The sequence below is a fragment of the Jiella endophytica genome (assembly GCF_004519335.1).
Lineage (GTDB): Bacteria > Pseudomonadota > Alphaproteobacteria > Rhizobiales > Rhizobiaceae > Jiella > Jiella endophytica.
The window spans coordinates 534657-555905 of sequence record NZ_SOZD01000001.1; the positions used below are offsets into that span (position 1 = coordinate 534657).

General features: G+C 66.3%; 19 protein-coding genes. 12 read left to right on the forward strand and 7 right to left on the reverse strand.

Annotated features, from left to right (window positions below; all coding sequences use genetic code 11):
* Positions 1-9: 9 nt before the first annotated feature.
* Entirely contained in the window at positions 10-1194 is a 1185-nt protein-coding gene (locus tag E3C22_RS02515) for an acetate/propionate family kinase (protein ID WP_134759873.1), read from the forward strand.
* Positions 1195-1204: 10 nt separating this feature from the next.
* Here the strand turns inward: E3C22_RS02515 and E3C22_RS02520 are convergent, their stop codons facing one another.
* The 6 genes from E3C22_RS02520 to E3C22_RS02545 form a co-directional block, all read right to left on the reverse strand.
* Positions 1205-2248: an ABC transporter ATP-binding protein gene (locus E3C22_RS02520; protein WP_134759875.1), complete on the reverse strand. Its 1044-nt coding sequence runs from the start codon at positions 2246-2248 to the stop codon at positions 1205-1207.
* Complete coding sequence (locus E3C22_RS02525; RefSeq protein WP_134759877.1) at positions 2205-3224, reverse strand: ABC transporter ATP-binding protein; 1020 nt, start codon at positions 3222-3224, stop codon at positions 2205-2207. The genes E3C22_RS02520 and E3C22_RS02525 overlap by 44 nt, the downstream gene beginning before the upstream one ends.
* The gene (locus E3C22_RS02530; protein WP_134759879.1) at positions 3218-3508 is read right to left on the reverse strand and encodes a GIY-YIG nuclease family protein; all 291 of its coding nucleotides are present in this window, start codon (positions 3506-3508) and stop codon (positions 3218-3220) included. The genes E3C22_RS02525 and E3C22_RS02530 overlap by 7 nt, the downstream gene beginning before the upstream one ends.
* A 459-nt stretch (positions 3509-3967) precedes the next feature.
* Positions 3968-4891 carry an ABC transporter permease gene (locus E3C22_RS02535; RefSeq protein ID WP_134759881.1) on the reverse strand — a complete coding sequence of 308 codons (924 nt, stop codon included), beginning with the start codon at positions 4889-4891 and terminating at the stop codon, positions 3968-3970.
* On the reverse strand, positions 4888-5811 hold the full coding sequence (locus tag E3C22_RS02540; protein WP_134759883.1) for an ABC transporter permease subunit: 924 nt from the start codon (positions 5809-5811) through the stop codon (positions 4888-4890). The genes E3C22_RS02535 and E3C22_RS02540 overlap by 4 nt, the downstream gene beginning before the upstream one ends.
* Positions 5812-5916: 105 nt before the next feature.
* Positions 5917-7503: a peptide ABC transporter substrate-binding protein gene (locus tag E3C22_RS02545; RefSeq protein ID WP_134759885.1), complete on the reverse strand. Its 1587-nt coding sequence runs from the start codon at positions 7501-7503 to the stop codon at positions 5917-5919.
* A 434-nt stretch (positions 7504-7937) separates the two neighbouring features.
* On the opposite strand from E3C22_RS02545, the gene E3C22_RS02550 reads away from it, so the two are divergent.
* The 6 genes from E3C22_RS02550 to E3C22_RS02575 all read left to right on the forward strand — a co-directional run bounded on the left by E3C22_RS02550 (position 7938) and on the right by E3C22_RS02575 (position 14043).
* The gene (locus tag E3C22_RS02550; RefSeq protein ID WP_134759887.1) at positions 7938-9815 is read left to right on the forward strand and encodes an ABC transporter ATP-binding protein; all 1878 of its coding nucleotides are present in this window, start codon (positions 7938-7940) and stop codon (positions 9813-9815) included.
* Entirely contained in the window at positions 9812-11722 is a 1911-nt protein-coding gene (locus E3C22_RS02555; protein ID WP_134759889.1) for an ABC transporter ATP-binding protein, read from the forward strand. Before E3C22_RS02550 ends, E3C22_RS02555 begins: the two co-directional genes overlap by 4 nt.
* 155 nt (positions 11723-11877) lie before the next feature.
* Positions 11878-12369 carry a hypothetical protein gene (locus tag E3C22_RS02560; RefSeq protein ID WP_134759891.1) on the forward strand — a complete coding sequence of 164 codons (492 nt, stop codon included), beginning with the start codon at positions 11878-11880 and terminating at the stop codon, positions 12367-12369.
* A gap of 161 nt (positions 12370-12530) precedes the next feature.
* Complete coding sequence (locus E3C22_RS02565) at positions 12531-12944, forward strand: ketosteroid isomerase-related protein (protein WP_134759893.1); 414 nt, start codon at positions 12531-12533, stop codon at positions 12942-12944.
* Complete coding sequence (locus tag E3C22_RS02570; protein ID WP_245514725.1) at positions 12941-13564, forward strand: GNAT family N-acetyltransferase; 624 nt, start codon at positions 12941-12943, stop codon at positions 13562-13564. The genes E3C22_RS02565 and E3C22_RS02570 overlap by 4 nt, the downstream gene beginning before the upstream one ends.
* A gap of 143 nt (positions 13565-13707) precedes the next feature.
* Positions 13708-14043 carry a hypothetical protein gene (locus tag E3C22_RS02575; protein WP_134759896.1) on the forward strand — a complete coding sequence of 112 codons (336 nt, stop codon included), beginning with the start codon at positions 13708-13710 and terminating at the stop codon, positions 14041-14043.
* 63 nt (positions 14044-14106) lie between these two features.
* Here the strand turns inward: E3C22_RS02575 and E3C22_RS02580 are convergent, their stop codons facing one another.
* Positions 14107-15183 (reverse strand): histone deacetylase family protein, encoded by a 1077-nt coding sequence (locus E3C22_RS02580; protein WP_134759898.1) that lies wholly within the window; start codon positions 15181-15183, stop codon positions 14107-14109.
* Between the two features lie 224 nt (positions 15184-15407).
* On the opposite strand from E3C22_RS02580, the gene E3C22_RS02585 reads away from it, so the two are divergent.
* The 5 genes from E3C22_RS02585 to E3C22_RS02605 all read left to right on the forward strand — a co-directional run bounded on the left by E3C22_RS02585 (position 15408) and on the right by E3C22_RS02605 (position 20618).
* Complete coding sequence (locus E3C22_RS02585) at positions 15408-16610, forward strand: pyridoxal phosphate-dependent aminotransferase (RefSeq protein ID WP_134759900.1); 1203 nt, start codon at positions 15408-15410, stop codon at positions 16608-16610.
* 582 nt (positions 16611-17192) lie between these two features.
* The gene (locus E3C22_RS02590; protein WP_134759902.1) at positions 17193-18515 is read left to right on the forward strand and encodes a hypothetical protein; all 1323 of its coding nucleotides are present in this window, start codon (positions 17193-17195) and stop codon (positions 18513-18515) included.
* A gap of 60 nt (positions 18516-18575) precedes the next feature.
* Positions 18576-19532 carry a COG3904 family protein gene (locus E3C22_RS02595; protein WP_134759904.1) on the forward strand — a complete coding sequence of 319 codons (957 nt, stop codon included), beginning with the start codon at positions 18576-18578 and terminating at the stop codon, positions 19530-19532.
* 199 nt (positions 19533-19731) lie between these two features.
* The gene (gene mce, locus E3C22_RS02600; protein ID WP_134759906.1) at positions 19732-20136 is read left to right on the forward strand and encodes a methylmalonyl-CoA epimerase; all 405 of its coding nucleotides are present in this window, start codon (positions 19732-19734) and stop codon (positions 20134-20136) included.
* Positions 20137-20351: 215 nt separating this feature from the next.
* On the forward strand, positions 20352-20618 hold the full coding sequence (locus E3C22_RS02605) for a DUF1467 family protein (protein WP_134759908.1): 267 nt from the start codon (positions 20352-20354) through the stop codon (positions 20616-20618).
* Positions 20619-21249: the final 631 nt, after the last annotated feature.

Sequence of the window (21249 nt, forward strand, 5' to 3'; positions counted from 1 at the left end):
GAGCGCGCGATGACCTCTGTCATCCTCGCCCTCAATGCCGGATCGTCGAGCGTCAAGTTCGCGCTGTTCGAGCCGTCGGAGGCAGATGAGTTGCGGTGCCTCGCAAGGGGTAGCCTCGACGACACCGGCAAGCAGCCCTCGCTGACGATCGGCGGCGAGGAGCGTCCCCTGCAGCTTGGCGACGCCCGCGAGGATGCCCGACGGCTGGAGCATCTCTTCGGCACGCTGTTTACGGTGATCGACGAGACGCTGGAAGGCCGCGAGGTCGCGGCGATCGGCCACCGCGTCGTCCATGGCGGGCCGGACTTCAGCGCGCCGGTGCGGGTCGACGCAAACGTGCTCGAGGCGCTCGACAAGCTGATCCCGCTCGCCCCGCTGCACCAGCCGCGAGGGCTCGAGCCGATCCGCGAGATGCTGGCGATCAGGCCGGATCTGCCCCAGGTCGCCTGCTTCGACACAGCCTTTCACCACCACCTGCGGCCGCCGGTCAGCCGCTATGCCATTCCGCGCTGCTTCGAAAACCAGGGCATCAGGAAATACGGCTTCCACGGCCTGTCCTATGAGTTCGTCGCCGGCAGACTGGCAAAGACCGCGCCGGAGCTTGCCGCGGGCAGGACCGTCGTTGCCCATCTCGGCAACGGTGCCAGCCTCTGCGCCATGCGCGGCGGCAGGAGCGTCGACACGACGATGGGCTTTTCCGCCCTCGACGGCCTGGTGATGGGCACCCGCTCCGGCGCCATCGATCCGGGCGTCCTCCTCTATCTCCAGCGTGCCGGTGGCATCGACGTCGCCGGGCTGGAGGACCTTCTCTACCATCAGTCGGGACTGCTGGGCGTCTCCGGCATCTCGGGGGATGTCCGCGCGCTCTCGGAAAGCGGCGATCCGCGCGCCGGGGAGGCTCTCGACCTCTTCGCCTTCCGCGCCGCGCGCGAAACCGCCGCCATGGCCCATGGGCTGGAAGGGATCGACGCTCTCGTCTTCACCGGCGGCATCGGCGAGCATTCGGCGAAAATCCGGGCCGACATCGCCGCGCGGCTCGCCTGGCTCGGCGTCGCCGTCGACAGCCATGCGAACGAAGATGGCGCATCGAAGATCACCGCTGCCGGCAGCCGAGTCGAGGTGCTCGTCGTGCCAACCGACGAGGAGCATGTGATCGCGCGGCACACGCTGCGCGAGATCTCCGTACAGCCCTGAAGCAGGCCGGTCAGCCCTGCAGCGCCGGCTCGCTTCGCACCTCCTGCGAGAACAGGCATGCCGCGCGATGCGCCGCGCCGACCTCGGCGAGCGGCGGCAGTTCTTCGGCGCACACGTCGCGGGCGATCGGGCAGCGGGTGCGGAAGGCGCAGCCGGAGGGCGGGTTGATCGGCGAGGGCGGGTCGCCCTTCAGCGCCGTCTTCTCGCGCGAGCGGGCAATCGCCGGGTCGGGGATCGGCGCCGCCGAGAGCAGCGCCTTGGTGTAGGGGTGGCCGGGATTCTGGAACACCTCGCGGCGCGGGCCGATCTCGACGATGCGGCCGAGATAGAGGACGAGGATGCGGTCCGACACCAGCCGCACGACGGAAAGGTCGTGGCTGATGAAGATCAGCGTCAGCCCCATCCGCTCCTTCAGCGCCTTCAGAAGATTGACGATCTGCGCCTGGATCGAGACGTCGAGTGCCGAGACCGGCTCGTCGCAGACGATCAGCTTCGGCTCGGTCACGATCGCCCGGGCGATGCCGATGCGCTGCGCCTGGCCGCCGGAAAATTCGTGCGGGTAGCGGTTGATCATCTCCGGTGCGAGGCCGACCTCCTCCATCACCGTCTCGACCCGCCGCCGCCGGTCCCTGCGGCCGAGCGACGGCTCGGCGACCTTCAGCGGCTCGGCGATGATCTGGCCGACATTCATCCGCGGGTCGAGCGAGGCGACCGGGTCCTGGAAGATGATCGACAGGTCCCGCCGCGCCTTGCGCATTTCGCCGTTGGAGAGCTCCGCAAGATTGCGGCCCTGCCAGACGATGCGTCCGCCGGTCGGCTCGATCAGCCTCAGGATCGAGCGTCCGAGGGTCGACTTGCCGCAGCCGGATTCCCCGACGATGCCGAGCGTCTCGCCTTCGTCGAGGTTGAAGGAGACGTCGCTGACGGCCTTCAGTTCGACGGATTTCGAGAACAGCGACCGGCCGCGCAGCGCAAAGACGGTGGAGAGGTTTTCGACCGAAAGCAGTGTTTCAGGCACTGGCCGGCTCCGTTTGATGGTGCGTGACGCCCGCATCGACATAGGGGAACCAGCAGGCGGCCCTGCGGCCCGGCCCGACCGCTTCGAGCAGCGGCCGCTCCTGCCGGCACTTGTCCTCGGCGAAATGGCAGCGCGGATGGAACGGGCAGCCGGCGGGCGGATTGACGAGGTCCGGCGGGCGGCCGCCGATCGGCTCCACCGCTTCGGCATCGCGGTCGACCCGCGGGATCGAGCGGATGAGCGCTGCCGTGTAGGGCATCGCCGGCTTGGCGAAGAGTGCGTCGACCGGCGCCTCTTCGACGATCCGCCCGGCATACATCACCACGACCTTGTCGGCGATGCCGGCGACGACGCCGAGGTCGTGGGTGATCAGCACGAGCGCCGTGCCGGCATCGGCGGTGAGATCGCGGAAGAGATCGAGGATTTGCGCCTGGATGGTCACGTCGAGAGCCGTCGTCGGCTCGTCGGCGACGATCAGCTTCGGCCGGCAGAGCAGCGCCATGGCGATGACGATGCGCTGGCGCATGCCGCCGGAGAGCTCGTGCGGATACTGCTCGATCCGCCGCTCGGCCTCCGGAATGCCGACCTTCTTCAGCATGTTCAGTGCCTCGGCCTCTGCCGCGCGGCGCTTCAGCCCCTTGTGGACGGTCAGCGTCTCGGAGAGCTGGTGCTTGATCTTCATCGCCGGGTTGAGGGCGGTCATCGGGTCCTGGAAGACCATCGCCATGTCGTCGCCGCGCACCGCGTCGAGCTGCGACGGCTTCAGGGTGAGGAGGTCGCGGCCCTCGAACAGTGCCTGGCCGCCGGTCTCGGCATTGCCGGCGAGAAGGCCGAAGACGCCGTTGAAGGTCTGGCTCTTGCCGGAGCCCGATTCGCCGACGACGGCGACCGTCTCGCCGCGCGCCACCGTGAGGTCGAGGCCGCTCACCGCCTTTACCGTCCCGTCCGGCGTCGCAAAACGGATCGTGTAGTCGGACAGTGCGAGGAGGGGGCTTGTGTCGGGTGTCACCATCCCATGCCTCGGTAAAGTTCGTTCCACTCAGGATTCATCGTTTCGATCAACTCGATCTTCCATTCGCGACGCCAGCGCTTGATCGACTTTTCCCGGATGATGGCGTCGCGGATGTCGTAATGCTCCTCGTACCAGACGAGGCGCGTGCAACTGAACTTCGCCGAGAAGCCATTCGGAAAGGCGTGAGTCTTGTGTTCGTAGACACGCTGCGACAAGTCGCTGGTCACGCCCGTGTAGAGCGTTCCGTGTTTCTTGTTCGTCATGATGTAGACGTGCCCGGCCATGGTTTTCGCTCTCCCATGCCATGGCGGAGAGACAGACCCTTGTCCCGCCACGTCTCAGACCTCGGCACCGAGCCTCTCCACCTTCGTCATCCCGGGCTTGACCCGGGATCCAGTCCAAATCGTCTAACGAGTGCGGATCGGCGTCGGGGTAGCCGGCGGCGTCAGCGGTTTGGAGTGGATCCCGGCTCAGGGGCCGGGATGACGAAGCGGGGATGCGGTGCCTCGCTGCCGAAGCGTCGACGTTGACGGTGGTCGTGGCGTGTGGCTTCCGGAAAGGCCGCAGACAGCCCTCCAGATCGTCATCCCGGGCTTGACCCGGGATCCAGTCCAAATCGTCGGACGAGTGCGGATCGGCGTCGGGGTAGCCGGCGGCGTCAGCGGTTTGGAGTGGATCCCGGCTCGGGGGCCTGGATGACGAAGCGGCAATACCGCGCTTGGTCGCGGAACCCCGAAAATGCATCACCGGTCCTTCGGGTCGAAGGCGTCGCGCAGGCCGTCGCCGATGAAGGCGAGCGACAACAGCATCGTCACCAGCACGCCGCCGGGAAACAGCAGCAGCCAGTCGGCCGCACCGAGCGCGTCGGTGCCTTCCGAGATCAGCGTGCCGAGGGATGTCAGCGGCTCCTGAACACCGAAGCCGAGATAGGACAGGAAGCTCTCGGTGATGACGATCTCCGGCACCGTCAGCGAGGCGTAGATGACCACCGGGCCGAGGAGGTTCGGAACGATGTGGCGCAGGATGATCGGGAAGGAGGAGACGCCGGCCGCCCGCGCCGCCTCGACGAATTCGCGCTCCTTCAGTGAAAGCGTCTGGCCGCGGACGATGCGCGCCATGGTCAGCCATTCGAGGAGGCCGATCGCCGCAAAGAGCAGGAAGACGTCGCGGCCGAACATCACCATCAGGAGAATGACGAAGAGGATGTAGGGCAGGGCGTACATGACATCGACGAAGCGCATCATCGCCGAGTCGATCCGCCCGCCGGCAAAGCCCGACACCGCACCGTAGAGGACGCCGACGACAACCGAGACGGTGGTGGCGATGACGGCGACGAGCAGCGAGACGCGGGTGCCGTAGAGCGTGCGGGCGAGGAGGTCGCGGCCGTTCTGGTCGGTGCCGAAATAGTGGCCGCTCTCGATCGAGGGCGGCGCCGTGAAGGCCTCCCAGTCCGGCGTCTCGTAGTCGTAGGGGACGAGATAGGGGCCGATCAGCGCGGCGATCACGATGATCGCGAAGACGACGATCGCCGTCATCGCCGCCTTGTTCGCCCGCAGCCGCCGCAGCGCGTCGCGGGTGACCGAGCGCGGCTTGCCCCGCGGCATCTCGTCGTCGCGGTCGAGAAAGGCGTCTTCCAGCGCTTCCCGCTTGCCGGCGTAAAGGGTCATCGCTGCCGCACCTTCGGATCGAGCCAGGCATAGGCGAGATCGACGAGGAGGTTCAGAAGCACGATCAGCCCCATGTAGAAGATCACCGTGCCGAGCACCATGCCGTAGTCGCGGTTGAGCGCCGCATTGACGAAATAGCGGCCGATGCCGGGGATGCCGAAGATCTGCTCGACGACGATCGACCCGGTGAGGAGATAGCCCGCCGCCGGGCCGAGATAGGAGACGACCGGCGTCAGAGCCGGGCGCAGCGCGTGTTTCAGCACCACCCGGCGCCGGCCGATGCCCTTGGCCGTCGCGGTCTTGATGAAGTTCGAGTTCATCGTCTCGATCAGCGAGCCGCGCATCAGCCGGGAAATGCGGGCGATGTGCGGCAGAGCCAGCACCGTCACCGGCAACAGGAGGAAGCGGAGGGAGCCGTCGCCCCAGCCGCCGACCGGCAGCCAGGCAAGCCGGACGCCGAAGACCAGCTGCAGGATTGGCGCGACGAGGAAGTTCGGCACGACGAGGCCGGTCATCGCGACGGCGGCGATCGCCCAGTCGCCGGCGCGGTTGTGGTAGAGCGCGCCATAGATGCCGGCGACGACGCCGCCGAAGATGGCGAGCAGGAAGGCCGAGCCGCCGAGGATCAGCGTATAGGGCAGGCCGATGCCGATCTGCCTTGCGACGGTGAAGTCCTTGGTGACGAAGGACGGGCCGAGATCGAGCTCTGCGAGCCGGCCGAGATAGCGCAGATACTGGACGATCAGCGGATCGTCGAGATGATAGTAGGCGCGCAGATTGGCCAGCACCTCCGGCGGCAGCGCCCGCTCCTGGTCGAACGGCCCGCCGGGCGCCAGCCGCAGGATGAAGAAGCAGGCGGTGATCGCGATCAGAAGGACCGGGATCGTCGAGGCCAGACGCTTCAGGACGAAGCTCAGCATGTCAGGGATCGTTTCTTTTAGGACGCCCGGGGCTCGCTCGCCGGCCCCGGTGCGGACGTGTCTACGCTCTGCGGGTGCGGCCGCGCCGGGCCTCTCCCACCCTGCCTATTCGCTCATCGACAGATAGCGCGTGCGGTGCTTGTCGAAGACGTTGTCCTTGAAGCCCTTGATCTTCGGCGACACGATGTTCTCCGAGAGGTAGAAATAGATCGGCAGGGCGGCGCTGTCGTCGAGGGCGATCTTTTCGGCCTTCTCCAGCATTTCGGCGCGCTTTTCGAGATCGGATTCCTTGGCGGCCTGATCGAGCAGGGAATTGTATTCCTGGTTCGACCACTGGCCGTAATTCATCTCGATGCCGGACTTCAAGAGATCGAGAAAGTTCACCGGATCGTTGAAGTCGGCGAGCCAGCCGGCGCGGGCGATCTCGAAGGCGCCCTGGCGCAGATTGGCGTAGTGCACCTTGACCTCGGCATTGACCAGCTTGACGTTGATGCCGAGCGGCTTCCACATCGCGGCGATCGCCACGGCGACGCGCTTGTGGTTGTCGTTGGTGTTGTAGGAAAGCGTGATGTCGAGCGGCTTGTCGGGGCCGTAGCCGGCTTCCTCGAGCAGCTTCTTCGCCTCCTCGACCCGCTGCTTGTAGGGCTCGCTCGCCCAGGCCACCCGGGCGCCTTCCTCGGGATAGTTGTTCATGCCGGGAGGCACCCAGCCATAGGCGGCGGGCTCGCCCGAGCCGAGCACCTTCGGGCCGATGACCTCGCGGTTGACCGCCATCGACAGCGCCTGGCGCACCTTGACGTCGTCGAAGGGCGGCTTGGTGGAGTTCATCACGTAGTAGTAGAGCCCGGCGAAGGGAGCGAAGTGGCCCTGGCCCTTGAGGTTCTCCTCGATGAACTTGAACTGGTCCTTCGGATAGTCGGTCATCAGGTCGATCTCGCCGGCCTGGTAGCGGCGAAAGCCGGCCGAGACGTCTTCCATCGACAGGAACCGCACGCCGTCGATGTCTAGGCTGCCGGTGTCGTACCACTGGTCGTTCTTGGCGGTCAGCACGTGGCTTCCCGGCACCCACTCGACCGGCTTGTAGGGGCCATCGGTGACGATGTTGCCGATCTGCACCCAGGCGTCGCCGACCTTGTCGATCAGGTGCTTCGGCAGCGGATAGGCGGTGTAGTGGGTGAGAAGGCTCGGATAGTAGGGAACCGGATGTTCCAGCGTGATCTCGAGGGTCTTGTCGTCGACGGCCTTGACGCCGAGCTGGTCGAGATCCTTGATCTCGCCCTTGTTGATCTTCTCGGCATTCTTGATCGGATACTGGAGATAGGCGTATTCCGCGGCGGTCTTGGGATCCATCAGCCGCTTGAAGGAGAAGACGAAGTCTTCCGCCGTCACCGGCTCGCCGTCGGACCATTTGGCGTCGTCGCGCAGCTTGAAGGTCCAGGTCAGCCCGTCTTCCGACGTCGTGTGGCTCTCGGCGACGCCCGGCACCGGCTTGGAGTCGGCGTCCTCGGTGAACAGCCCCTCATAGATGTCGCCGGCGACGCGGTCCTCCCAGTCGCCGGACATCTTCTGCGGATCGAGCGACGTCACGTCGCCGCCGTTGTACATCACCATTTCCTTGGCCTCGGCCGCACCCATGGCAATGAAGGTCGTCAGCGCCAGCGCGCCGGTGAAGGTCTTGAACGAAAAGCCCATCTGTCTGCCCCGTCGTTGAGGATGGCGCACCCGCACGTGCAACCCAGACGTCCAGTTGCGCTCATTCGATGCGGCGAGTCCAGAGGGGGGCTGCTCAACGATCCGACATGCCCAACGGGAAGGCAATACCGGTCCGGAGGAGGGAAAACCCGGAAGGCCGGGCGCTTCCGCGCGACCTCGGGGATCGCGCGGCAAATCGTCTGCCTTGTGGACAAATTCCCAGCTGATGGGCGATTGCCCGGTCGCCTCCCTTCGACAGGCCGGCGGCGGAGGCGAGGTCCGCTCCCGCTGTCGTGTTCGCAGACCGCCGTTTCCCCCTGATTTTTCAGAGCGAGGCGCTTATATCAGCGGCGATCCCGCCGCCACCGATCGCCCTGCCAGCGACACTCGCACGGTCGGTCGCGGTCGGCAGAGCCGCAATGTCAGGAAAGTGAATGTTCTCGAGATTCGAGAGACTGGTCGATGCGTTCCCGGACGAGGAGCCGGCCGCGCCGCCTCAGACGCTGCTGGCCTTCGTCTGGCATTTCGCCCGGCCGGTCTGGCCGCTGCTCGTCGCCATGGCGGTGCTGACGGCGGCGATCTCGGTCATCGAGGTGTCGCTGTTCGGCTTCCTCGGCAATGTCGTCGACTGGTTCGGCGACACGCCGCCGGAGAGGTTCCTTGCCGAGCGCGGCTGGCAGCTGGCGCTGATGGGTTTCGTCATCCTCTTGGTCCTGCCGGGGATCCAGCTGATCGACGGGCTCGTCAACTTCCAGGCGATCTTCGGCAATTTCCCGATGCGCTTTCGCTATTCGATGCATCGCTGGCTGCTCGGCCATTCGCTGGCCTTCTTCCAGGACGAATTCGCCGGCCGCGTCTCGCAGAAGCTGATGCAGACGGCGCTTGCCGTGCGCGAGACGGTGATCAAGTCGATCGACGTCTTCCTCTATGTCGCGGTCTATTTCACCGGCGTCGTGGTGCTCGCCGCCTCGTCGGACTGGAAGCTGGCGCTGCCCTTCATCGGCTGGCTGGTGCTCTATGCGGTGATGCTGCGCTTCTTCATCCCCCGCCTCGACCGGGTGGCCGAGCGCCAGGCCGACGCCCGGGCGGAGATGACCGGGCGCATCGTCGACGCCTATGCCAACGTCCAGACCGTCAAGCTCTTCGCCCATACCCGCCGCGAGGGCGACTATGCCCGCTCGTCGATGAGCGGCTTCCTGAAGACGGTCTACGGCCAGGCACGGCTGATCACCCTATTCGTCGTCTGCCTGCAGACGCTGAACTCGCTGCTCCTGTTCTCGGTCGCCGCAGCCGGGATCGGCCTCTGGGTCAACGATCTCGTCACCGTCGGCGCGATCGCCGCCTCGGTCGGCCTCGTCCTCAGGATCCACGGCATGTCGCAGTGGATCATGTGGGAGGTCTCGGCGCTGTTCGAGAACATCGGCACCATTCGCGACGGCATGGCGACACTGCAGATCCCCCACGCGATCACCGACCGGCCGAAGGCGCAGCCGCTGGCCGTGCCGAAGGGCGAGATCCGCTTCGAGAACGTCTCCTTCCACTATGGCAAGGGCGGCGGCGTGCTGCGCGATTTCGACCTGACGATCCGGCCTGGCGAGAAGGTCGGTCTCGTCGGCCGCTCCGGCGCCGGCAAGTCGACGATCCTCAACCTCCTCATGCGCTTCCACGACGTCGAGGCGGGCCGCATCCTGATCGACGGCACCGACATCCGCGACGTGCCTCAGGATTCCTTGCGCGAGAAGATCGGCATGGTGACCCAGGACACCTCGCTTCTGCACCGCTCGATCCGCGACAACGTCCTCTATGGCCGGCCGGACGCGGACGAGGCGGAGATGATGCGCGCCGTCGCGCGGGCGGAAGCCACGGACTTCGTCGCCGACCTGCGCGACCGCGACGGCCGGATCGGCCTCGACGCCGAGGTCGGCGAGCGCGGCGTCAAACTCTCCGGCGGCCAGCGCCAGCGGATCGCCATTGCCCGCGTCATGCTGAAGGACGCGCCGATCCTCCTGCTCGACGAGGCGACCTCGGCGCTGGATTCCGAGATCGAGGCGGCGATCGCCGAGAACCTCTACCGGCTGATGGAGGGCAAGACCGTCATCGCCGTCGCGCACCGATTGTCGACGATTGCCGCGCTCGACCGGCTCGTCGTGCTCGACAGGGGCGCGATCGTCGAGGAGGGCACGCATTCGGAACTCGTGGCGAGTGGCGGCCTTTACGCCTCTCTCTGGGCGCGCCAGGTGGGCGGCTTCCTGGCCGTCGGCGAGGACGGCACGTTCGAGGCGGCACCGGACACGATGCGAGCCGCCGAATGATGGACCGTTTCCTCCAGCGTTTCGAGAACGTTCTCGACCCGTTCGAGGACGACGCCGGATCGGGCGAAGACGGCGTCTATCGCACCGGCCATCTCAGGCCGTTGCCGGCCGAGACCAATGCCTTTATCTGGCATTTTGCCCTGCAGGCGAAGGGGCCGCTGATCGGGCTCCTGATCGCCGGCGGTCTCACCGGCGGCATCGAGGCGGTGCTGTTCACCGGCGTCGGCTGGCTGGTCGACGCGCTGGGGCACTCGACGCCGGAGACCCTAGTCTCGGACCATTTCTGGCTGATCGCCGGTCTGCTCTTCGTCACGCTGATCGGCCGCGCGGCGCTGCTCTTCGCTTCGTCCGTGCTCGAAGAACAGGTGATAAGCCCCAGCTTCTACAACAGGATTCGTTGGCAGAGCTATCGCCGTCTGATGGAGCAGGCCTACAGCTTCTTCCAGAACGATTTCGGCGGACGCCTTGCCCAGAAGGTCCAGCAGGTCGGCATGGCGACCGGCGACTTCATCACCACGATCCTCCAGACCTTCTGGTCCTTCGTCACCTTCATCTTCCTGACGGTGACGATCCTCGGGGCGATCGACTGGCGCATGGCGCTGGTGCTCGTCCTGTGGGTCGCCGGCTATGTCTGGATCGTCCGCAATCTGCTGCCGAAGATCCGCGAATACGGCCGGGCAAGCGCCGATGCGCGCTCGATCGTGTCGGGCCGTGTCGTCGACAGCTTCACCAACATCCTGTCGGTGAAGCTCTTCGATTCCTCGCGGCAGGAGGACGCCTTCGTCAAGGACGGCTTCGTCTACCTCGTCGACATGACCCGTCGCTCGACCCGCGCGATTACCGAGGTGCGCACCGTCGTGGCGCTGCTCAACGGCTTCATGATGAGCGGCGTCGGGGTCATCGCGGTGATGGGCTGGCAGGCGGGTTCGGTCACCGCCGGCGGTGTCGCGACGGCGCTTGGCCTCGTCCTGCGCCTCAACCAGATGTCCGGCTGGATGATGTTCAACATCAACGGCCTCGTGCGCAACTACGGCACCATCCAGGACGCGGTGGCGACGATCACACGGCTGCCGACGCTGATCGATGCCCCCGATGCCAGGCCGCTCGTTCCTGCCAAAGGAGCGATCCGTTACGAGGACGTCACCTTCCACTATGGCAAGGGCGGCGGCGTCATCGACCACCTGTCGCTGGATATCAGGCCGGGGGAGAAGGTCGGCCTCGTCGGCCGCTCGGGCGCCGGCAAGACGACCCTCGTCAACCTCCTCCTGCGGCTCTACGATCTCGAGGGCGGCCGCATCCTGATCGACGGGCAGGATATCGCCGGGGTTACCCAGCATTCGCTGCGCGCCGCAATCGGCGTCGTCACCCAGGATACCTCGCTTCTCCACCGCTCGATCCGCGACAACATCGCCTTCGGCAAGCCGGAGGCCGAGGAGGACGACGTTGTTCTCGCCGCCGAACGGGCGAATGCCGAGGACTTCATCCCCTCCTTGCGCGATCCGAAGGGCCGCACCGGCTACGACGCCCATGTCGGCGAGCGCGGCATCAAGCTTTCCGGCGGCCAGCGCCAGCGGATCGCCATTGCCAGGGTGCTTCTGAAGAACGCCCCGATCCTCGTCCTCGACGAGGCGACGTCGGCGCTCGATTCCGAGGTCGAGGCGGCGATCCAGGAGAATCTCGTGCGCATGATGGAGGGCAAGACCGTCATCGCCATCGCCCACCGCCTGTCGACCATCGCCGCGATGGACCGGCTGATCGTGCTCGACAAGGGAGCGATCGTCGAGGAGGGCAGCCACGAGGACCTGCTGGCGAAGAACGGCCTCTATGCCAGCCTCTGGCGCCGCCAGTCCGGCGGCTTCCTCTTTACTGAATCTGCCGCAGAGGCGGAAAGCGCCGCCGCTGAGTGAGGCGCCGGTCTTTCTCGGGCAGAACCTTCCCCCGGCAAAGATGTTGAAAATCCATCGCAACGCGACGTCGAGGCATGGACAAGCGGCGAGCCATCGTGACTGTGCTTGATCGTTGAGCCTTGCAACGGGCAGGGCGTTTGGGAGGGGTCCATTCGATGAAGCGGACGATGGCGATGTGCCTCGTCGCGGCCGGTCTTGCCGGCTGCACGACGACGGAGGAGGCCAATCAGGCCATGCAGGGTCGCTGGATCGGCCAGCCGAGCGACGCCTTCTTTTCGCAATACGGCCCGCCGGCCAGCGAGTTTCCGCTGAACAGCGGCGGCACCGTCTATACCTGGCGCGGCGGCGAGACGATGCGCAACGTTCCAGCCCAGTATCGCTCGATGACCAAGCAGGAAAAGGAGTTCGCCGAGAAGCATCGCTCGCCGCAGACCGTCATCAATATCGGCGGCGGCAACATGTCCGTCGATACCGCACCTCCTGGTCAGGTGCTGGTGGCGCCGGCACGCAGCGAAGAGCTCGGCTGCGAGGCGCAGATCTCGACCAACGCTGGCGGGATCATCACCAACATCCGCACCAGCCGCGACACCGACGGCGAGGGCTTCAGCTTCTCGCGCTGCGCCGAGGTGTTCGGCGTCTCGAGCTGAGGAACAACGTGGGTCCCGCGGTCCCGGGTGCCTCGGAATTGCCCGCCGAAGAGCCGGGTGGCACCCGGGCGGCTTTCCGAGCGGGGTTGCGGAGCGCGAGTGCCGTTGACGGGCAGGGCGAAGCAAAACACATTCGCCCTCCCGAATCCGGAGGATGACCGATGACCCAAGCCGAAACCGAAGCGCTGATCAGCCGCTATCTCGACGCCTTCAACGCCGGCGACGTCGACACGATGCTCGGCCTCCTCGACGAGGACGTCGCCCATTACGTCAACGAGGGCGGGCGGGAGATCGGCCGCGACAGCTTCCGCCGCTTCATGGCGACCATGCACCGCCATTATGACGAGACGCTCGCCGACATCGTCGTCTTCGCCTCGGCCGACGGCACCCGCGCGGCGGCGGAGTTCACCGTGCGCGGCCGCTATCGCGAGACCGCTCCCGGGCTGCCGGAAGCCTCGAACCAGGCCTATTCGATCCCGGCCGGGCAGTTCTTCTCGCTGGAGGACGGCAGGATCACCCGGGTCACGACCTACTACAACCTCAAAGCCTGGATCGCCGCGGTCGCGCCGTCGTGACGTCCGGGGCAGATTCCGGCGAGTTCTCATTCGAGGTGCTGAAGGGCGACGAGATCACCTCTGCGCTTGGTGATCTGGCGCGGTTGCGCACGGTGGTGTTCCGCGCCTTTCCCTATCTCTATGACGGCGACGAGGCCTACGAGCGGCACTACCTCCAGACCTATGCCAGGTCGCCCGGCGCGATCGTCGCCCTGGCACGGACGGCCGAAGGCGAGATCGTCGGTGCGTCGACGGCGGCGCCGCTCGGCGATCACCAGCCGCAGCTTGCCGCCGATTTCAGCCGCAACGGCATCGATCCGGCGACGGTCTATTATCTCGGCGAATCCGTCCTTCTTTCCGCCTATCGCGGCCGCGGCGCCGGGCATCACTTCTTCGACGCGCGGGAAGCGGCGGGAAGGGCAGGCGGCTACGCGATCGCGGCCTTCTGCGGCGTCATGCGCCCGGCCGATCATCCTGCCCGGCCGGACGACTACGTCCCGCTCGACGGCTTCTGGACCAAGCGCGGCTACGAAAAGATCGACGGCCTCGTCTCCTCGATGCGCTGGCGCGACATCGGCGACGAGGCTGAAAGCGACAAGCCGATGCAGTTCTGGATGCGCCGGCTGGCCCGGGAAGATTGAGGTTCGGGGAAAATCTTCCGCGACGTCATATCCTGAATGCGACATGAATGCCGGCTTCCGGAGCCGTTCAGTCGCCCTTTGGCATCGTCACCCCATCGGCGAAGGACAAGACGCCGAGACAGCGAAGCCAAAGGAGAGCCAGGATGTTCCGCAAACTCGCCAAGACCCTCTGCGTCGTCGCCGCCCTCGGTGCTGCCGGCGCTGCCGCCCCGACCGCGGCCTCGGCCGCCGGTTTCGGTGCCACCGTCACGATCGGCGGCGGCGGCGTCGAATTCGTCGGCCACCGCCACCACCGTCGCCATTACGGCCACTGCTCGCCGGGCCGGGCGGTCAGCAAGGCGCGCCATTACGGACTGCGCCATGCCCATGTGCGCCGCATCACCCACCGCTCGATCCTGGTCGCCGGCCGCAAGCATCACCGGCACGCCCTGATCCGCTTTGCGCGGGTGCGCGGCTGCCCGGTGATCTCCTACCGCTGAGCCGCCACCGCGGCCCGACACGAAATCGCCCCGCGCCCGATCGGCCGCGGGGCGTTCTGTCGTTCAGCCGGGCCGCGCCGCCAGAAAGGCTTCGACGAAGGCCGGCGCCGTCTCCGAAACGGCGGCGAGCGAATAGCCGCCTTCCTGGACGATGACGCTCGGAAGCCCCGCCTTGCCGAGGATCTCGCCGATCTTCGGATAGGCCGCGCCGGAAACGTCGAGGCGCGACAGAGGATCGTCGCGATGGGCGTCCCAGCCCGCCGAGATCACCAGCGCCTCGGCGCCGAAGCGCGTTGCCGCGCCCACCAGCGTCTCGACCGCCGAAAGGAATTCGCCGTCGCCCGAACCGAAGGCCAGCGGCAGGTTGAGATTGCAGCCGTCGCCGGCGCCGGTGCCGCGCTCGTCGCCATGGCCGAGGAAATGCGGATAGTAGGCGAAAGGATCGGTGTGCACCGAGCCGAAGAACACGTCGTCCCTGGCGTAGAAGATCGTCTGGGTGCCGTCGCCGTGATGGGTGTCGAAGTCGATGATCGCCACCCTGGCGAACGTCTCTCTCAGCGTCTCTGCGGCGATCGCCGCATTGTTGAGGAAGCAGAAGCCCGAGGCCCGGTCGGCATAGGCATGGTGGCCGGGCGGGCGACAGAGGGCGAAGGCCTCGCCGTCGCCGGCAAGGACGCTGCGGGCCGCCGCGACGGCGCTTGCGGCAGATGCCAGCGCAGCCCTCGCGGTGCCCTCGGTCATCGCGCAGGAAAGATCGCCGATATACCAGCCGGCCTGGCCAAGGATGCCGGTGGTGCGCGGCTCGGGCCTTGCACCGTTTGCGAGCGGCGAGACGCCGTAGGGCGTTGCCGCGGCGAAATAGGGATGAACGTTCGGCAGCACTTCCGGCCCGGCATTCGGCAGCGCCTGGAAGCGGTCGAACGCACCCTCGAGGAAATCGACATAATGCCCGGGATGGACACGCTCGATCGCCGCCCGCCCGGCCGCCGGCGGCTCCTCCGCGGCAAGGCCCAGCCGGCCGAGGCTTTCGAGCAGCGTTCCCGCCCGGTCGGGATTTTCCAAAGGCCGCACCAGCCTGCCATGGACGCCATATTGCGTCGGCCGGTGGTCCATCTGGGTTTTCGAGAAATAGATTCGCATGGGTGTCACTCGATCGTGGCGCTTTCGTTCGGTCACCGTCGCACATTGCCGGGGCGCTTCGCCATGGTCCGCCGGCCCGTTTCGCAAAGGCCCGACGGGAGGCGTGACGGAGACGCATTGGCGCTTGCACCATCGGATGGCCGGGACTAGGGTCCCGCCGTTTGTCGAGGCGCGGTTCAATGTCCGCGCCCCATCACCATCAAGAACCCACCGGAGACCAGACAATGGCGTTTCTTGCCGCCGCCCTCGATCGCGTGAAGCCTTCGGCGACCATCGCCGTTTCCCAGAAGGCCCGCGACCTCAAGGCGAAAGGCCGCGACGTCATCGGTCTCGGCGCCGGCGAGCCGGATTTCGACACGCCGGACAACATCAAGGAAGCGGCGATCGACGCGATCCGCCGCGGCGAGACCAAGTACACGCCGGTCTCCGGCATTCCGGAGCTGCGCCAGGCGATCGCCGCCAAGTTCAAGCGCGAGAACGGCCTCGACTACAAGCCCGAGCAGACGATCGTCGGCACCGGCGGCAAGCAGATCCTGTTCAACGCCTTCATGGCGACCCTCAATCCCGGCGACGAGGTGATCATCCCAGCGCCCTACTGGGTGTCCTATCCGGAGATGGTGGCGATCTGCGGCGGCAGCCCGGTGTTCGCCGAGACGAAGATCGCCGACAATTTCAAGCTCACGCCTGAGGCCCTTGAAGCGGCGATCACGCCGAAGACCAAGTGGTTCCTGTTCAACTCGCCGTCGAACCCGACGGGCGCCGCCTATACCGAGGCCGAGCTCCGCGCGCTCGCCGACGTCCTGATGCGCCATTCGCATGTCTGGGTGCTGACCGACGACATGTACGAGCATCTCGTCTATGGCGACTTCGTCTTCACGACGCCGGCGCAGGTCGAGCCCGCCCTCTACGACCGGACGCTGACGATGAACGGCGTCTCCAAGGCCTATGCGATGACCGGGTGGCGGATCGGCTACGGTGCCGGACCGCTGCCGCTGATCAAGGCGATGGACATGATCCAGGGCCAGCAGACCTCCGGCGCCTGCTCGATCGCCCAATGGGCGGCCGTCGAGGCGCTGAACGGGCCGCAGGACTTCATTCCGAAGAACCGCGAGATCTTCCAGGGCCGGCGCGACCTCGTGGTCGGCATGCTCAACCAGGCGAGGGGCATCGAGTGCCCGTCGCCGGAAGGTGCCTTCTACGTCTATCCCTCCTGCAAGGGGCTGATCGGCAAGACCGCCCCGAGCGGCAAGGTGATCGAGACGGACGAGGATTTTGTCACCGAGCTTCTCGAAGCCGAGGGTGTCGCGGTGGTGCACGGCTCGGCCTTCGGCCTCGGTCCGAACTTCCGCATCTCCTACGCGACGTCGGAAGCGCTGCTCGAAGAAGCCTGCTCGCGAATCCAGCGCTTCTGCGGCAGCCTCGACTGATCGGCCTGCGCTAGCTAGCGCAGTGCGGGCCCGGCGAATTCAACGCTGAACGACCCGCTGCCGGACGCCGGCGGCGGGTTTTTCATTGCTGAAATTTCAAACTGGCCCAGCCCAAAAGAAAAAGCCGGGTTCCGAAGAACCCGGCGAAAGCGTGGTCTCGAAAGACCGTATGGGAGGAAACAGCCGGACCGATCGACTGGGAGGAGGTGCCGATGCATCCGACTGACCGACAAACTAATAGATCACGGTTGCAGAACAATTGCTTCCGAGGCATGACTGCCATGCATTTTTACGATAGCTAATTTTTATCAAGTCACACGACAATAACAGGAAATGCCAAACACGCAATAGGAATTCTCTATCGAAAGGGAGTGAGGCATGCATCTGCCGCAGAGCTTTGACGGAGGTTCGGGCAGGGTCATCGGCGGCCGCGAAAATATCTTAACCATGCCGGGCTTTCACGCAATCGGCATCGGATCTTGCGCTTCCGCCACCCTACCGCTCGGCGAGGGAAAGCCTTAATCTTGCGTTAAGAATGAGTTGTGGCGCGCGTCGTGCCGTCGAGGAGAGGATCGCGCCTCCATGGGTGCATCGCAGTCTTACACCTTGCGGGGGCAGGTCACGCGGCTCGACGCGACCACCCGCATCACCCTGTCGGTCCTTGCTCTGGCGAGCGGCGTGTACACCTATCTCGGGGTGCGCGAACTCCTCGATGGCGACGAGACCACCGTCTTCCTTGGAGCGATCGTCTATTCCTCGGCCGTCTCGGTCGCGATCTACGCCTTCTGGTCCTATCTCATGCGTTTCATGCCGCATGTGCGCAGCGGCCGTAAGATGCTCTACCTCGCCATGCTGATCGGCTCGGCGATGATCATCGCCATGTCCTCCTGGCTGAATGCCGCGGCGCTGGCGGGCTCGGCCGCGCTGGAACAGCATCTCGCCGTCACAACCGAAGAGTATCAGCAGAAGCTCAACGAGGCGCATGAGAACGCGCTGGCCGCCCAGAGCCTGTTGCCGGACATCCAGCTCGCCTCGCAGCGCTTCGCCGGTCTTTCCGAGCAGGAGGCCCGTTCCGGCGTTCTCACCGGCACCTCCGGCTCCGGCACGGTGGTGCAGCTGCTGCGCCAGATGTCGAGCCAGCTCTCCGGCCTGCAGGGCGAGATCGAGGGCTCGCGCGAACAGGTGAAGACGCTGTTCGAACAGGGCGGGCAGCATCTTGCGGCAATGCGCAAGCTGGTCTCCTCGCAGGGGCCGATCGCCGAGCGGTCGAACGCCTATGGCGAAGAGGCCGTGGCGCTTTCGGGCCTGCTCACCTCGCTGGAACAGACTTCGGTCGCCCCCGCCGTGCGCCGCGCCGCGGAGGATCTCGGCCGCTCCTTCATCGCACCGATCGCCGATGCCGGCGACGCCGAGCTTCGCGAGCGCCAGAGCCGCGTCGTCGGCACCATCGAAACGGCGGTGAAGGCGCAGAGCCAGGCGCTCGCCAGCGCCGCCGACGAGATCCTCGCCCGTCCGAAGGTAGAGCCGCTGCGCTTCACGCCGCTCTCGGCACCCGAGGCGGTGATCCGCTATGCCCGTGATTTCCTGCCGTCGTGGGCGGGCGCGATCTCGATTGACCTTTTGCCGGCGGTGCTGATCTTCGTCCTTTGCATCGTCCAGGACGTCATCCGCCGCGAGGAGGGCGAGGAGTTCGAGGTCGGCGACATGAGCGCCGGCGAGATGATGCGGGCGCTGAGGATCCAGAAGCGGCTGCAGGCCGCCGAGCGCGGCGAGGAGGGCGATCTCAATTCGCACGATCATCACGAGAGCGAGGACATTGCCGGGCCGCCGCGCGAGGGGGACGACATCGTCCAGCGCAACCGGCCTGCCGGCGCGACGCCGTTTCCGAAGACGGCGGCGCGATGAGACCCGGATGGCAGGGCCGCGCTGCGGCGTTCCTGCGCCGGGCTGGGCGGTAGCCGGTCGATGATCGGCGAGGAGACGCCGCCCGGCAGGCTCGAACGCCTCGTCCTCGCGCTCCCTGAAGGCTCGGTGCTGCGCCTGGTCTTCATGGTGCTGCTCGCCGTTGCCGCCGCCATCGTCACCCTCGACTATCAGGACATGGCGGAGAATGCCGCCGAGCGCGAGCGCACCAGCCGCGCCGAGCCTTTGCCGATGCGCCCGCCGCAGCCGGGCGACCAGATCCGCCCCTATCTGCCGAAGACGATGCCGCTCGGCCCCGATCGCGGCGAGCCGACCCTGCCAGGCTATGACGGGCCGGTCGAGGGCGAGGCGCTGGCGGCGCCGATGCGATTCTTCCTCGGGCCGAACGGCGAGGCGAGCGCCATCGGCCGCATCAAATTCGGGACCGCCGAGACCTTGCGCGAGTTTCTCGGCCAGCCCGACGCCAAGGACGTCAGGACGCTCGTCCTGCATTCGCCCGGCGGATCGGTCTCGGATGCCATCGCCATGGCCCGCGATCTCCGCAGCCAGGCTATTTCGACGCGGGTGCCGGACGACGGCTACTGCGCTTCGGCCTGTCCGCTGCTCTTTGCCGGCGGTCTGACGCGGCGGGCCGGCGAGGGGGCCTGGGTGGGCGTCCACCAGGTCTATGCCGTCTCCGGATCCGAGCCCGGCCTGCCCTCCGCCGTCGACCGCTCGATCGCCGAGATCCAGGCGACGACCGCCGAATGCCAGAGCCTGCTCGCCGAAATGGGCGCCGACCCGGCGGTCTGGATCAAGGCGATGCAGACGCCGTCCGCCAGCCTCTACGTGCTGACGCCCGAGGAACTCGTCGCCTACCGGATGGTCCGCCCGTTGCCCGACGGCCCGCGTTTTATCGGCCCGCCGGCGCCGACCTATCCGGCTTTTTCCACCAAGCCGGCTGCCGATAACGGAGACGCCGAAGCGACCGCGCAGCCCGCCGCCTCCTCGGCGATCTGACGAAGCGGTCCGGCGCGCCGTCAGAAACTCTGTCCTTGCGGCCATGGTCCGGGATGGGGCAAAGGTTCGAACCCAAACCCGCTCCCTCGGGCGAGAAAGCATCGGCACCGGAAAATCGCATCGGTCTTCGGTAAGCAGGATGCACGGAAGCGAAGGGTCGGCGCATTCCGGAAGGGCGCCCGGCGCCGCAGGAGGTCGAATGCTGCTCCGTCTCAACCATGTCGCCCTTGCCGTGCCGGACATCGAGGCCGCCGCCGCGACCTACCGCGAGACGCTCGGCGCCAGCGTCTCGCAAGCCGAGGCACTGCCGGAGCATGGCGTGACGGTGGTCTTCGTCGAACTCGAAAACACCAAGGTCGAGCTTCTCGAGCCCCTCGGCGATACCTCGCCGATCGCCGCCTTCCTCGCCAAGAATCCGAAGGGCGGCATGCATCATATCTGCTACGAGGTCGCCGACATCGTTGCGGCGCGCGACCATCTCGTCGCGTCCGGCATGCGGGTCCTCGGCAATGGCGAGCCGAGGATCGGCGCCCATGGAAAGCCGGTGCTGTTCCTGCATCCCGGCGATGTCCACGGCACGCTGACCGAGCTCCAACAGGTCTGAGCCGCCGGCTGACAGGACCGTCGTCTCACTTCGGCGCTTGACCGATTTGGCCGAAGGATGAGTTTCGGCGGGCTCTGTCGCGCGATCTTTCTTCCGAAGGGCCTTGGCCCCGTGTTGCCGTGCTCCTTCAAATCACCCCGCCACGGCGCTATGCAGGGGCCAATCGCGCGAAGTGAAAGCCACCTGCCTAAGGCTGGCGGCGAAGGGAGGCTCATATGGGGATCGTCTCGGGACTGGCGGTCTATTTCATCATCTGGTGGACGGCTTTGTTCGTCGTCCTGCCGATCGGCCAGCAGGCCCAGCACGAGGCCGGCGAGCGCGCCCTTGGGACCGCCGAGAGCGCCCCGGTCAATGCCCGCATGGGCTTCAAGATCGTGCTGACGACCATTCTCGCGACCGTCGTCTTCGCGATCTTCTATCTGGTCACGCAGGTGTGGGGGCTCAGCCCCGACGATTTCCCGCACGTCATTCCCGGCACCTGACGTCCAGCATCAGGCCAGAAGCATCGGGGCAGAGCGGGCGAGGCAGCAATCGGCGCCTTCTCTGCGAGGGCGAAGGACGACTGCGGTCGGGATATCCACGGCGCGGTCATCGGAGACCGATCCGATGCTCGAAATTAACAGTTCCGGAAAAATGCACAAAAAAAATGCAAGGCTTTCGCCTTGCATTCCAATTCGCGCGCCTGGATTTCGCTCCGGACTGAGCCGGGGCTGCGGCTTTGCAACCGCGCCGGAAATCACGTCCTCCCAAGACTAGACCGCTTGATTTCGCGCCATTCATGGCACGCTTTTTATGCGATCGAACGTTACCGTTCGTCTTCCGACTTGTCACGTGAAATTTTCCATGATGACCGAATGTGATGAGAGCGGCCACATTTGGAGGCGGCCGCAACGGCAGCGACGGCAGGGGACTGCCGGGCACTGAGCCTCGCGCTGACCGGCGAAGAACGGCGTTTCGAAGCGTCACGAACGGTCGGCGCTCCCGCGGCGATCGCTTCCGGCGGCGGCCGCGGCAGGGCGATTCATGACGGATCGATGCGCCGCGCCTTCGACGAAAATCGCGTCTTTTCATCGTGGGTGCGACCGTTTATGAGCCGGTCCAGCGCGTGCTTCA

Coding starts and splice junctions, on each gene's coding strand:
- E3C22_RS02595 (WP_134759904.1), top strand. CDS start 18,576: ATGATCGGCGAGGAGACGCCGCCCGGCAGGCTCGAACGCCTCGTCCTC.
- E3C22_RS02575 (WP_134759896.1), top strand. CDS start 13,708: ATGTTCCGCAAACTCGCCAAGACCCTCTGCGTCGTCGCCGCCCTCGGT.
- E3C22_RS02525 (WP_134759877.1), bottom strand. CDS start 3,224: ATGGTGACACCCGACACAAGCCCCCTCCTCGCACTGTCCGACTACACG.
- E3C22_RS02535 (WP_134759881.1), bottom strand. CDS start 4,891: ATGACCCTTTACGCCGGCAAGCGGGAAGCGCTGGAAGACGCCTTTCTC.
- E3C22_RS02565 (WP_134759893.1), top strand. CDS start 12,531: ATGACCCAAGCCGAAACCGAAGCGCTGATCAGCCGCTATCTCGACGCC.
- E3C22_RS02590 (WP_134759902.1), top strand. CDS start 17,193: ATGGGTGCATCGCAGTCTTACACCTTGCGGGGGCAGGTCACGCGGCTC.
- E3C22_RS02530 (WP_134759879.1), bottom strand. CDS start 3,508: ATGGCCGGGCACGTCTACATCATGACGAACAAGAAACACGGAACGCTC.
- E3C22_RS02540 (WP_134759883.1), bottom strand. CDS start 5,811: ATGCTGAGCTTCGTCCTGAAGCGTCTGGCCTCGACGATCCCGGTCCTT.
- E3C22_RS02545 (WP_134759885.1), bottom strand. CDS start 7,503: ATGGGCTTTTCGTTCAAGACCTTCACCGGCGCGCTGGCGCTGACGACC.
- E3C22_RS02560 (WP_134759891.1), top strand. CDS start 11,878: ATGAAGCGGACGATGGCGATGTGCCTCGTCGCGGCCGGTCTTGCCGGC.
- E3C22_RS02580 (WP_134759898.1), bottom strand. CDS start 15,183: ATGCGAATCTATTTCTCGAAAACCCAGATGGACCACCGGCCGACGCAA.
- E3C22_RS02550 (WP_134759887.1), top strand. CDS start 7,938: ATGTTCTCGAGATTCGAGAGACTGGTCGATGCGTTCCCGGACGAGGAG.
- E3C22_RS02555 (WP_134759889.1), top strand. CDS start 9,812: ATGATGGACCGTTTCCTCCAGCGTTTCGAGAACGTTCTCGACCCGTTC.
- E3C22_RS02585 (WP_134759900.1), top strand. CDS start 15,408: ATGGCGTTTCTTGCCGCCGCCCTCGATCGCGTGAAGCCTTCGGCGACC.
- E3C22_RS02605 (WP_134759908.1), top strand. CDS start 20,352: ATGGGGATCGTCTCGGGACTGGCGGTCTATTTCATCATCTGGTGGACG.
- mce (WP_134759906.1), top strand. CDS start 19,732: ATGCTGCTCCGTCTCAACCATGTCGCCCTTGCCGTGCCGGACATCGAG.
- E3C22_RS02520 (WP_134759875.1), bottom strand. CDS start 2,248: ATGCGGGCGTCACGCACCATCAAACGGAGCCGGCCAGTGCCTGAAACA.
- E3C22_RS02515 (WP_134759873.1), top strand. CDS start 10: ATGACCTCTGTCATCCTCGCCCTCAATGCCGGATCGTCGAGCGTCAAG.